A 12,248-nucleotide genomic window follows, 5' to 3' on the forward strand; every position below is an offset into this window, starting at 1 on the left:
AGCACTCTAAGCCTGCTTCAAGGTGGTGCCCAGGCTCTGCCCGGTGAGGCGAAGTCCTGCCCAGACGATGGCGGAGGACAGCACGAGAAGGAGCATGCCGAAGGCGGCACCCTGCGGCCAGTTGAAGCGCGTGATGAACTGCGCGTAGATCTGCTCCGTGAACCACAGGCCGTTCTTGCCCCCTAACAGCACCGGCGTCGCGAAATTGCCGACGGTGAGCATGAACACGATGATCGAGCCCGCCACGATGCCCGGCATCGCGTGCGGAATGACGATACGGCGCAGCACTGTCCAGCGACTGCCACCGAGATCGAAACCGGCCTCGACGACGGACGGCTCCAGGCTCTCAAGGGCATTGGCAAGCGGCACGATCATGAAGAGCAGGCCGCCATAGACGAGGCCGAGGATCACCGCGCCATCGTTGTAGAGAAACTCGATCCTTTGGTCCGTCACCCCAATGGCCTGGAGCACGTAGGAAATCACGCCTGTCTCGCGCAGCAGCATCATCCAGCCGAGTGTGCGGACGAGTTCCGACACCCAGAAGGGCAGAAGGCAGAGCAGCAGCAGCATCGCCTTCAGGCGGCCTCGCGCCACACGGGCGATGTAGAGCGCAATGGGAAAGGCGAGCACGAGGGTGAGCGCAGTGACGATGATCGACATGGTCGCCGTGCGCGCGAAGGTGCGCCAATAGAGCGGCTCGGTGAAGAACTCGAGATAGTTGCCGAAGCCGAAGGCATAGACGCGCGGTGCCACCCTCTCGCTGAAGGAGAGAACAAGGATCTCCACGTGCGGAAGCACGATGAGCAGGCCCAGCCACAGAATGGCCGGAGCCAGGAGCAGGAAGAGCGTCAGGCTCTGGGCCGGTTTCTTGCTCATGCGGCAAAGACCTTCATGGCATCCGCCGTCCAACCCACATGGATCGGCGCACCGACCGTGAGGCCGGCAAGCGGACCAGCCTGCGGCAGCACCGCACGAACGGGCTGATCGAAACCGGCGGTGTCGATGAGCAGGCTCGAATTCGCGCCATCGAACAGAACCGCCGAAACGCGGCCCTCGAACTTATTGGGCAGGCCGCTCAATGCGGACGAGTCCTGCGCCAATGCAATTGCCTCGGGACGCACGAAGGCAAGCGTTGCTTTATCCGCCATCTTGCCTTGTCCCTGGATTACCGTACCGGAAGGCAGGCGAACGGCAACGGATCCGTTGGAGGTGAAAGCCGCTTCGCCATGCCATTTGTTCGTCTCACCGACGAAGCTCGCGACAAACGGCGTTACGGGATTGTGATAGAGCTCGCGCGGGCTTCCCACCTGCTCGAACTGGCCCTGGTTCATCACGGCAATGCGGTCGGACATGACCAGCGCTTCGGACTGATCGTGCGTGATGTAGGCGAAGGTGGTGTTGAAGGTTGCCTGCAGCTGCTTCAACTCGATCTTCATGTGCTCGCGCAGCTTGAGATCGAGCGCGCCGAGCGGCTCGTCGAGGAGTACGAGCGTCGGCTCGAGAACGAGGCATCGGGCAATGGCAACGCGCTGCCGCTGACCACCGGAGAGAGCCGTTACGCGCCGGTCGCCGAAACCTTTCAGACCCACACGCTCCAGCATGCGATTGGCGCGTCCTTCGGCCTCCGCGCGGGACACACCGCGGCAGGTTAGGCCATAGGCAACGTTCTCGCCGACGCTCATCATCGGGAAGAGCGCAAGGCTCTGGAAAACCATGTTCACCGGGCGCTTGTTGGCCGGAACGCCGATCATCGACCTGCCGCGAATACGGATGTCGCCGTACGTCGGATGCTCGAAGCCAGCGATCATGCGCATCAAGGTCGTCTTGCCGCAGCCTGACGGTCCGAGAATGGAGAAGAACTCGCCGGGAGCGACGCTGAAGCTCACATCATTGACGGCCGCATGGGAGCCGAAACGCTTGGTGACGTTGACGAGATCGAGATCGGTGGAATGTGCCATGGACGTGCGCCAGAAAGAGGCATCCCCGGGCCAGCGCATCGTGCGGAAAAGTGAGCCCGGTTTTCCGCGTAACACGATGCGCTGCTCTGTGAAGGGAGCATCGGATTGATCCCAAGAGCGCAAGTCCACTTTTGGGTCCGATGCTTAGCCGGGGGATGTTGGTCAATCGAAGGAGGGCTTTAAGAACCAGCCTTCAGACGGTCGAGAATCTTGCCCTCGATCTCTTCGAGCCCAGCCGGCACTGCCGGATACCACTTGATGTTGTCGATCGCGGCTTTCGGGAAGCTCTCGGCAAACTGATCCTTCAGCTTGCCCTGCATGAGCTTGTCGGCGCCGTTCGAAGCCGTGAAGTTGCCGGCGGAAGCGGCGACCTTCGCAGCGATCTCAGGACGCATGTTGAAGTTGATCCACTTGTAGGCGGCATCGTCGTTGCGGCCCTTGGCCGGAATGGCGAAGGTGTCGACCCAGCCCAGAGCGCCCGACTTGGGAGCAATGAACTTGATGTCCGCACTTTCGGAGTTCAGCTTCCAGCCGCCCGTATCCCACGCCATGGCGGCGACGACTTCACCGGAGCGCAGCGCATTGAGAAGCTGATCCTTGCCGTCCCAGAAGAACTTCACGCTCTTCTTGCACTCGGCGAGCTTGGCGCCGACCTTCTCCATCATCGCGGTATAGGCCTTGGCATCGCCGTAAGCGGCGAAGGGATCCATGCCGTTGGCGAAGGCGAAGGCGATAAGAGCCGGACGCTTCGCGCGGAAGCTGGTCTTGCCGGCGAGAGCCTGATCGCAGAGGTCGTTGTAGTCGGCGACCTTCGGAGCGGCCTTCGTGTTCACGACGAGGCCGTCGGTGCCCCAGATGTGCGGAACGCCGTAGACCTTGCCGTCGACGGTGGTGTTCTTCTTGGTGGCCTCGAGCATGGAGGCAATGAAGAGGTCGGACTTGAGCTTGGAGAGATCAAGCGGCTTGTAGATGCCGAACTCGGCCTGCGGGCCGGAGATGCGGTCCTGGCTCGGCTGGGCGAGGTCGAAGCCCGCTCCTTGCGTGGCGCGCAGCTTGGAGATCATTTCCTCGTTGTTCGAGAGCGTGATCTCGACTTCGATGCCGGTTTCCTTCGTGAATTGCTCCACGACATCCTTCGGCACGTAATCCGCCCAGGTCAGGAGCCGGAGCTTCTCGGCCGCCTGTGCCGTACCGGCAATCATCAGAGCGGCGAAAGCCGTAGCCAGTTTCAGGCTGGCGCGCTTGGTCAACATGTCATCCTCCAGTGTGGTCGGGCTATTACCCTGTTCCCCAGTTGCAAAGTTATATGACAGTGAAACGACACGCTAGGGGGTTCTGAAGCCGGCTCAGTGACCCTTCGGTGGGTGACAGCCCCCTGCCCCACCGGTATGGATAAGCTCTGCTTTCCGGAGCCTTTTTCGCCATGCGCACCTTCTATCCTGAAATCGAACCCTACGATCACGGCATGCTCGATGTAGGCGACGGACATCGGGTTTATTGGGAATTGTGTGGCAACCCCAATGGCAAACCGATAGTGTTTCTCCATGGCGGCCCTGGCGGTGGGTGCTCGCCGACCCAGCGCCGGCTGTTCAACCCCGAGAAGTACAGGATCCTGCTTTTCGATCAGCGCGGGTGCGGGCGCTCGACGCCCTATGCGAGTTTGGACGCCAACACCACATGGCATCTGGTGGCCGATATCGAGCGCCTGCGCGAGATGATTGGTGTGGACAAGTGGATGGTGTTCGGTGGCTCCTGGGGCTCAACCCTCGCCCTTGCCTATGCGGAAACGCACCCGGAGCGCGTCATGGAACTGGTGCTGCGGGGACATGATGGCCGCTTATCGAAAGCGCCTGACGGACCCGAACCCCGCCGTTCAAGCGGAGGCTGCGAGGGCCTGGAGCCTGTGGGAAGGCGAGACCATCACCCTTCTCCACAACCAGGAATTCAGCGACCAGTTCGGCGATCCACACTATGCCATCGCGTTCGCGCGCATCGAGAACCACTACTTCGTCAATGGAGGTTGGTTCGAGGACGGGCAGCTGATCCGCGATGCCTATAAGCTCAGAGGCATTCCCGGGGTCATCATCCAGGGTCGCTACGACATCGCCACGCCGGCCAAGACCGCATGGGACCTGCACAAGGCCTGGCCCGAGGCGAAGTTCGTTATGGTGCCTGACGCAGGCCATGCGGTGAGCGAGCCCGGCATCACTCATCACCTCATCGAGGCGACGGACGCTTTCGCGAGAGGGTGACCTCCATCGAACAAGCATCTCCCGGGGGCCACGCCAGCGGAACCCGGGATCGCTTGCCAGACATTGCGCCATTCTTGTCACGCGATCCGGATCGCCTTGCGGCGTCCGGGATGACGATGGCGCGGCTTACTTCGCGGTCCAGCCGCCATCCATGGACAGGTTGGTGCCGGTCATCTGGCTCGCCGCATCCGAGCAGAGAAACACGGTGAGAGCCGCCACCTGATCGACGGTCACGAACTGCTTGGTGGGCTGCGCCTCAAGCAGAACGTCGTTGATGACCTGCTCCTTGGTGAGGCCGCGCGCCTTCATGGTGTCAGGAATCTGGTTCTCGACGAGAGGTGTCCAGACATAGCCGGGGCTGATGCAGTTGATAGTGATGCCATGCGTCGCCACCTCCAGCGCCACGGTCTTGGTCAAGCCCGCGATGCCGTGCTTGGCAGCCACATAGGCAGACTTGAAGGGCGAGGCCACCAGGGAGTGGGCCGAGGCCGTGTTGATGATCCGCCCCCACTTGCGCGCTTTCATACCAGGAACCGCAGCGCGGATGGCGTGGAAGGCGGAGGAGAGATTGATCGCGAGGATCTGATCCCACTTCTCGATGGGGAACTCCTCGACAGGCGAGACGAACTGAATCCCTGCGTTGTTGACGAGAATGTCGACGCTGCCGAGAGTCCTCTCGGCCTGATGGATCATGTCGGCGATCTCACCGGCCTTGAGCATGTTGGCGGGCGAATAGACGGCCTTCACGCCGAACTCGCTCTCGATGGCGGCGCGGGTCTTCTCGATCTCGGCCGCATCGCCGAGGCCGTTGATGACCACGTTCGCGCCTTCCTTGGCGAGCGCCCGGGCAATGGCCAAGCCGATACCGCTGGTGGAGCCGGTGACGACGGCGTTCTTCGATTTCAAGGTCATGGTCTACTCCGCATGGGCTTTTAAGGCCTCAGGGCTTTTGGGTGAGGGCTCACATAGCACGAAGGGGGAAGTGGAGTTGAGTCTAGCAAAAAGGAGCATACCTCGCCGACGGTCGGAAGCCATGCTTTTCCGCCCCGGAGGCATGGCGCAAGGGCAACCTTTCCATTGTCGCTCCCCCTGCAATATGAGAGAGGTTTGGGGCGATGATTGAATGGGTGAATGGTGCAGACACCACGGTTCCTTCCCTGCGGCGACAGTGCCCTGACGGTCGAGTTCGGAAGCGCGATTGATCCTGAACTCAATGGTAAGGTGCTCGCGCTCGATGCCCTGCTGCGGGCAAGCCCGCCAGTGGGGCTCATCGAGACCGTCCCCACCTATCGTTCCCTCACGCTGCAATTCGACCCCACTGTGACGGATTACGAGGCGCTCATTCGCCAGATCGAAGGGGTCGCGCGCGATCTGCAGCCGCAAAGTTCGACAGGCACGCGCTGGCGCGTTCCGGTGGTTTATGGCGGCGAGTACGGGGTTGATCTGGAGGATGTGGCGCAGCGCCATAGCCTGACGCCATCCCAAGTCATCGAGATCCATTCTAACGCCGTCTACCGGATCTACATGATCGGCTTTCTGCCGGGCTTCGCCTATCTCGGCGGTCTCGATCCGCGCATTGCCACATCGCGCCGCACTCAGCCGCGCCTGAAGGTTCCAAGCGGTTCGATCATGATCGGCGGCGAGCAGGCGGGCATCGTGCCCATGGAAATGCCGAGCGGCTGGCATCTTCTGGGACGCACACCGGTGTTGAGCTACGCCCCCGAGCGAGACCCCGTCTTTCTCTTCACGACCGGAGACGAGATCGTGTTCGAGCCCATCGATTCCGCGCGTTGGGATGCGCTAGAAAAAGCAGCGCTGGCCGGCGAGTCTGTTGCTGAGCGGGTGCGAGGATGACGAGCCTCGTCGTGAAAAGCTGCGGCCCGATGACGAGCCTGCAGGATTGGGGGCGCATCGGCTATCAGCGCTTCGGCGTCTCGCCGTCCGGCGCGATGGATCGCCGATATCTTGCCATGGCGAATGCGCTCGTCGGCAACGCGCCGGAAACAGCGGCCGTCGAGTTCATGAATCTCGGCGGCATCCTTACCTGCGAGGGGGGCGAATTGCGTTTGGCCCTCGTGGGTGCAGGCTGCACCGCCAGCATCAACGATGTGCTCGTTGAGCCCAACACAACCATCGCTCTGCGAGAAGGCAATACGCTGCAGGTCGGCCATGCACGCACCGGCACTTTCGCCTATCTTGCCGTCGCAGGCGGCTTCCTTATCGAACCGCAGCTCGGCAGCTTGTCCTTCCATCCGCGTTCGCGTCTTGGTGGGTTGAAGGGTGAGCCGCTGAAGGCGGGCGACCGCCTTCCCTGCAAGCCGGATAAGCAGGATCGGGCGCCGATGCATCTGCCCCTCGATCCGTCGCAAGAGACTGGCCCCATTCGCGTGATGATGGGACCGCAGGACGATTACTTCACCGAAGATGCGATCCGCACTTTCCTGAGCGCCGAGTTCGTCATCAGCCCTCAGGCCGACCGCATGGGCTTTCAGCTCAACGGCCCTCAGCTCGAACATGCAAAGGGTTTCAATATCGTCTCGGATGGCATCGTGGACGGCCACATCCAGGTGCCGGGCAGCGGACTTCCCATCGTGCTCATGCGCGACCGGCAAACGGCAGGCGGCTACCCGAAGATCGCCACCATCATCAGCGCCGATCTCGCACGCTTTGCGCAGATGCGCCCCGGCTCACCTGTGCGTTTCCGTGCTGCGTCGCGTGAAGAAGCGGTCGCAGCCGCGCGCCAGATGAAGGAATGGATTGCCGCGCTTCCCTCCGCTCTCGTGCCGCTGCGCTTCGATCTCACAACGGAGCATCTTTTGAGCACGAACCTGATCGGCGGTATGGTGGATGCGTTGTCTCACAAGGCGTCCGATCACTCTGCTTGAAAAAGTTCGGGGCACCTTATGGCGCCCCGCTCATTCTTACTTCGCCTTGCTTACTTCGTCTTGACACCGCTCTCATCCGAGCGATCCGCGGCGCCCAGGGCTTTCGCCTCACGACGGCGCGCGTGGAGAACCCACTCGGTGTAGCCGTTGGGCTGCTCGACGCCCTTGAAGATGAGATCGCAGGCCGCCTGGAAGGCGGGGCCGTTGAGCCCCGGCGCCATCGGCTTGTAGGACGGATCGCCTGCATTCTGACGGTCCACAACTTGAGCCATGCGGCGCAGGGTCTGCATCACCTGATCCTGCGTGACGATGCCGTGGCGCAGCCAGTTGGCGAGGTGCTGGCTGGAGATGCGCAAAGTCGCACGATCTTCCATCAGGCCCACATCGTGCACGTCCGGCACCTTGGAGCAGCCGACGCCCTGGTCGATCCAGCGCACCACGTAGCCGAGAATGCCCTGGCAATTGTTGTCGAGCTCCTGCTGCACGGCATCCGGCGCCCAGTTCGACTGCGATACCGGAATGGTCAGGATGTCGGAGAGCTTTGCGCGCGAGCGCGACTTCAACTCGGCCTGACGTGCCTGGACGTCCACCTGATGATAGTGCAGCGCATGCAGCGTCGCGGCCGTGGGCGACGGCACCCAGGCAGTGTTGGCGCCTGCCTGCGGATGGCCGATCTTCTGCGCCATCATGTCCGCCATCTTGTCGGGCGCGGCCCACATGCCCTTGCCGATCTGCGCGTGGCCCGGAAGGCCGCAGAGCAGGCCCACATCCACGTTGTTGTCCTCGTAGGCCTTGATCCACGCCGTCGACTTCATGTCGTTCTTGCGGATCATGGGGCCGGCTTCCATCGAGGTGTGGATCTCGTCGCCCGTGCGGTCGAGGAAGCCCGTGTTGATGAACACGATGCGCTCGGCGGCAGACTTGATGCAGGCCTTGAGGTTGACCGTCGTGCGGCGCTCCTCGTCCATAATGCCCATCTTGAGCGTGTTGCGCGGGAGACCCAACATGTCCTCCACGGCAGCGAACAGATCGCTGGCGAAGGCCACTTCGTCCGGCCCGTGCATCTTGGGCTTCACGATATAGACCGAACCCGTGCGGCTGTTGCGCAGCGTACCCATGCTCTTCAGATCATGAATCGCGATCAGCGAAGTGACGGCAGCGTCGAGAATCGTCTCAGGGATTTCCTTGCCCGCCTCGTCCAGCACCGCATCGGTGAACATGTGGTGGCCCACATTGCGCACCAGCATGAGGCTGCGGCCATGCAGGCGAACCTCGCCGCCATTCGGCGCGGCATAGACGCGATCAGGATTCAGCTTGCGCTCGACGGTGCGGCCGCCCTTCTCAAAGCTCTCGACGAGGTCGCCCTTCATCAGACCGAGCCAGGTGCGATAGACCTGCACCTTGTCCTCTGCGTCCACCGCCGCGACGCTGTCCTCCAGATCCATGATGGTGGACACGGCCGATTCGATCACGAGATCCGCCACCCCCGCCGGGTCATCCGCGCCGATCGGGTTCGAGCGATCGATCTTGATCTCGATATGCAGGTTGTTGTGACGCAACAGCACGGCGGAGGGGTTCGCCGCATCGCCCTGGTAGCCGGCCAGCTGGGCCGCATCCTTCAGCCCCGTCTCGCTGCCACCCTGGAGCTTAACGGCGAGAGCGCCGCCCTGAAGCACATATGCAACGGCATCCTTGTGGCTGCCCTTGGCGAGCGGAGCCGCTTGGTCGAGCAGCTCGCGGGCGCGGGCCACCACCTTGGAGCCACGCACCTTGTTGTAGGCGCCGGAGCGCATTGCACCGCCCTCCTCTGGGATCGCATCCGTGCCGTAGAGGGCATCGTAGAGGCTGCCCCAGCGGGCATTGGCGGCGTTGAGCGCATAGCGGGCGTTGGAGACCGGCACCACGAGCTGGGGACCGGCGATGCGGGCGATCTCGTCATCCACGTTCTGCGTCCTGACGGAAAAATCTTCGGGCTCCGGCAACACGTAGCCGATCTCGCGCAGGAAGCGCTCGTAATCGGCCTGATCGAAGGCTTGTCCGGCGCGAGCACGGTGATAATCGTCGATCTGCGCCTGGATCTTGTCGCGGACGGCGAGAAGCTCGCGGTCGCGCGGCGCGAATTCCTTTACGAGACCGGCCAAGCCCTTCCAGAAGGCGTCGGGGGATACGCCTGTCCCGTTCAGGGCCTCTCGCTCGATGAAATCATGAAGAACCGGTGCAACCTGGAGGCCGTTCGTCTGGACGCGCGTCATTGTTCCCGCTTTCGTGGAGTGAACATCCTTGCCTTAGCTTAAGGCGAAGCGACTAAAAATGAAGATCGCTGCCCTTTCCATGAGACAAAGGGCTGATGCACCGCCAAGATGAGGCGAAACAACAAAAAAGCCGCCCGAGAGGGCGGCCTTTTTGAGGAAAATTTGGTGGAGCCAGGCGGGATCGAACCGCCGACCTCTTGCATGCCATGCAAGCGCTCTCCCAGCTGAGCTATGGCCCCATCGAAGTCCGCGGTGTTTGGGGCACTGCGGCGGGTCACTGCCGAAGCAGCGGCGTCTCTATAGTCGTCTATTCGACGAGGTTCAAGCCTCTTCGTCGTCTTCCAGATCGCTATCGATCAGATCCGACACGTCATCGTCGCCCTCTTCCTCGTCCTCGAGGAAGGTGTCGTCGGTGTCGTCATCGCCCACGTCGATATCGTCATCGACCGGGATGTCCTTCTCGTTTTCGCCGGCCTCGACCTCATCGAGGGAGACCATCTCCGGCCCGACGGTTTCCAGCTCGGTATCCTCGTCATCATCGGAGGAGCGAGCGACCGCGGGCGCAGCGGCGCGGCTCAGGGCAACAGCCTGGAAGACGGTGCCGCATTTCGGGCAGACCGCCGGGTCCCTGTTGAGATCGTAGAATTTCGCGCCGCAGCTCATGCACTGGCGCTTCAAGCCGAGTTCCGGTTTGGCCACGGGTGATTGCCTCTAGAGTGGATGGTTGGGAACGCTCCCGTTAGTCATGAGGGGAGGCCTTGTCAAATAGGAAATTGCATAGAAGGGGCCACCTCCTGCCACCTTGCACGTGACGGCGCGAAATGCCCGTGTTAGAGCCCGCCTCGAAGAGAAGGCTTAAGGAACTAAGACAATGTCGCAAGCGCATGGCCCTGCCTCCCCCGTCTCCAGCAGGTCTGGAAATGCCCTGAAAGGGCGCATCCGCGTTCCCGGCGACAAGTCCATTTCCCACCGCTCCATGATTTTTGGGCTTCTTTCCATTGGCGAAACCCGTGTCGAGGGGCTTCTGGAGGGCGATGACGTGCTGCGCACGGCCGAAGCCTGCCGGGCGCTCGGCGCCACCATCACTCGGGAGGCCCCAGGCCGCTGGCGCGTGAAGGGCGTGGGCATCGGCGGCCTGGTCGAGCCCAAGGGCATCCTCGATTTCGGCAATGCAGGTACCGGCTCCCGCCTTATGATGGGCGTAGCCGGAAGTCATCCCATCACCACCACGTTCGACGGCGACGCTTCTCTCCGCAAGCGCCCCATGCGCCGCATCCTCGATCCGCTCGTACAGATGGGCGTGACGGTGGTGAGCGAAGCCGAGGGCGGCCGCGTTCCCCTGACCCTGCGCGGGCCTAAGGAAACGATCCCGATCACCTATGAGACGCCGGCAGCCTCGGCCCAGATCAAGTCGGCCATCCTGCTGGCGGGGCTCAATTCCCCCGGCCGTACCACCGTGATCGAGCGCGAGGCGACCCGTGACCACACGGAGCGGATGCTGCGCCATTTCGGCGCAACGGTCGAGGTCGCGCCCCACGGCGCCGATGGCCGCGCCATCACCCTCCAGGGCCAGCCCGAGCTTCGCGGCACGGATATCGTGGTGCCCACCGACCCCTCCTCCGCCGCCTTCCCCCTGGTGGCGGCACTGATCACCCCCGGCTCGGACATCGTCCTTGAAGGCGTGATGATGAACCCTCTGCGCACGGGTCTCATCACCACGCTCCTGGAGATGGGCGCCTCGATCGAGCGCCTGAACGAGCGCGAGGAGGGCGGCGAGACGGTGGCGGACCTGCGCGTGCGCCACAGCAAGCTCGCCGGCGTCACGGTTCCTCATGGCCGGGCTCCGGCGATGATCGACGAATACCCGATCCTGGCGGTCGCAGCCTCCTTCGCGGAAGGCACCACCCGCATGCAGGGCCTCCACGAGCTGCGCGTGAAGGAATCGGACCGCTTGGCCGCCGTGGCGGCAGGCCTCGCCGAAGCTGGCGTCGAGCATGAAATTCAAGGCGACGACCTGATCGTCCATGGCTCCAAAACGGTGCGCGGCGGCGGCAACCCGGTTGCGACCCATCTCGACCACCGCATCGCCATGTCCTTCCTCGTGATGGGTCTGGCCACGCAGGAGCCTGTGGCAGTGGACGATGGCGCCATGATCATCACCAGCTTCCCCACCTTCATCCCGCTCATGCGCGAACTCGGCGCCACGATTCAGGACTAAGCCGCCCATGATCATCGCAATCGATGGCCCCGCCGCTTCGGGCAAGGGAACCTTGGGTAAGCGCCTCTCGGAACATTTCGGCTTCGCGCATCTCGATACCGGCCTGCTCTATCGGGCCGTTGCGCGTGTGATGCTCGATCAGGAGATCGCCCTGACTGACCGGGACGCAGCCCACGAAGTGGCGCTCAACCTCGACGTGACCCATCTCGATGATCCGCGCCTGCGGGGAGCCCAGATGGGCGAAGCGGCTTCCATGATTTCCGGCTATCAGCCCGTTCGCGATGCGCTCCTTGCCTTCCAGCGCCAGTTTGCCGAGCAGCCCCCTGGAGCCGTGCTCGACGGGCGGGATATCGGCACTGTGGTCTGCCCTCACGCGGACGTGAAGCTCTTCATTACGGCAACCCCCGAGGAGCGCGCTCGCCGCCGCCACCTCGAGCTCCTGAAGAGAGGCGAGCAGACGGAATACGAGACCATTCTCGGGGATATCCGGCGCCGCGACGAGCGTGACATGAACCGGGCGACAGCTCCCCTGAAGCCCGCGGCAGATGCAATCACCCTCGATACAACGCGTCTCGACGCCGAGGCAGCCTTCCAGGCAGCTCTCGATCTCGTCAAAGCCAAGGTCGCATAACCATAACGTGAGCTTGCGTCAGCTTCAGAAGCTGGCACACTGAGCGAACCAG

At 62.8% G+C, this 12,248-nt stretch carries 10 protein-coding genes, 1 tRNA gene and 1 pseudogene; 5 read left to right on the top strand and 7 right to left on the bottom strand.

The features are described from left to right. Positions 1-6: 6 nt before the first annotated feature. From AA309_RS04075 to AA309_RS04085, 3 genes are all read right to left on the bottom strand, one after another. On the bottom strand, positions 7-876 hold the full coding sequence (locus AA309_RS04075) for an ABC transporter permease (RefSeq protein ID WP_047187708.1): 870 nt from the start codon (positions 874-876) through the stop codon (positions 7-9). Further along, complete coding sequence (locus tag AA309_RS04080) at positions 873-1,958, bottom strand: ABC transporter ATP-binding protein (RefSeq protein ID WP_047187749.1); 1,086 nt, start codon at positions 1,956-1,958, stop codon at positions 873-875. Before AA309_RS04080 ends, AA309_RS04075 begins: the two co-directional genes overlap by 4 nt. A 179-nt stretch (positions 1,959-2,137) precedes the next feature. Then, entirely contained in the window at positions 2,138-3,211 is a 1,074-nt protein-coding gene (locus AA309_RS04085; protein WP_047187709.1) for an extracellular solute-binding protein, read from the bottom strand. 170 nt (positions 3,212-3,381) lie between these two features. Here AA309_RS04085 and AA309_RS04090 point away from each other — a divergent pair. Then, a pseudogene (locus AA309_RS04090) lies at positions 3,382-4,210 on the top strand (alpha/beta fold hydrolase). A gap of 126 nt (positions 4,211-4,336) precedes the next feature. Here AA309_RS04090 and AA309_RS04095 read toward each other — a convergent pair. Then, complete coding sequence (locus tag AA309_RS04095; protein ID WP_047187710.1) at positions 4,337-5,122, bottom strand: 3-hydroxybutyrate dehydrogenase; 786 nt, start codon at positions 5,120-5,122, stop codon at positions 4,337-4,339. A gap of 219 nt (positions 5,123-5,341) precedes the next feature. Here AA309_RS04095 and pxpB point away from each other — a divergent pair, with 219 nt between their 5' ends. Beyond that, positions 5,342-6,064 carry a 5-oxoprolinase subunit PxpB gene (pxpB, locus tag AA309_RS04100; protein ID WP_047187711.1) on the top strand — a complete coding sequence of 241 codons (723 nt, stop codon included), beginning with the start codon at positions 5,342-5,344 and terminating at the stop codon, positions 6,062-6,064. Next, positions 6,061-7,095 (top strand): 5-oxoprolinase subunit C family protein, encoded by a 1,035-nt coding sequence (locus tag AA309_RS04105; protein WP_047187712.1) that lies wholly within the window; start codon positions 6,061-6,063, stop codon positions 7,093-7,095. The genes pxpB and AA309_RS04105 overlap by 4 nt, the downstream gene beginning before the upstream one ends. Before the next feature lie 50 nt (positions 7,096-7,145). On the opposite strand, the gene AA309_RS04110 is transcribed toward AA309_RS04105, so the two are convergent. The 3 genes from AA309_RS04110 to AA309_RS04120 all read right to left on the bottom strand — a co-directional run bounded on the left by AA309_RS04110 (position 7,146) and on the right by AA309_RS04120 (position 10,046). Continuing rightward, positions 7,146-9,347: a malate synthase G gene (locus AA309_RS04110; RefSeq protein WP_047187713.1), complete on the bottom strand. Its 2,202-nt coding sequence runs from the start codon at positions 9,345-9,347 to the stop codon at positions 7,146-7,148. A 163-nt stretch (positions 9,348-9,510) separates the two neighbouring features. Next, positions 9,511-9,586 (bottom strand) — tRNA-Ala (locus AA309_RS04115). A gap of 82 nt (positions 9,587-9,668) precedes the next feature. Continuing rightward, positions 9,669-10,046, bottom strand: coding sequence for a TIGR02300 family protein (locus AA309_RS04120; protein WP_084730841.1), 378 nt, complete (start codon positions 10,044-10,046; stop codon positions 9,669-9,671). Between the two features lie 172 nt (positions 10,047-10,218). On the opposite strand from AA309_RS04120, the gene aroA reads away from it, so the two are divergent. Together aroA and cmk are read left to right on the top strand one after the other, a co-directional pair. Further along, positions 10,219-11,565, top strand: a complete 1,347-nt coding sequence (aroA, locus tag AA309_RS04125; protein WP_047187715.1) for a 3-phosphoshikimate 1-carboxyvinyltransferase — start codon at positions 10,219-10,221, stop codon at positions 11,563-11,565. A 7-nt stretch (positions 11,566-11,572) separates the two neighbouring features. Beyond that, positions 11,573-12,196: a (d)CMP kinase gene (gene cmk / locus AA309_RS04130; RefSeq protein ID WP_047187716.1), complete on the top strand. Its 624-nt coding sequence runs from the start codon at positions 11,573-11,575 to the stop codon at positions 12,194-12,196. Positions 12,197-12,248 lie beyond the last annotated feature (52 nt).

Source organism: Microvirga vignae (genome assembly GCF_001017175.1).
Classification (GTDB): domain Bacteria; phylum Pseudomonadota; class Alphaproteobacteria; order Rhizobiales; family Beijerinckiaceae; genus Microvirga; species Microvirga vignae.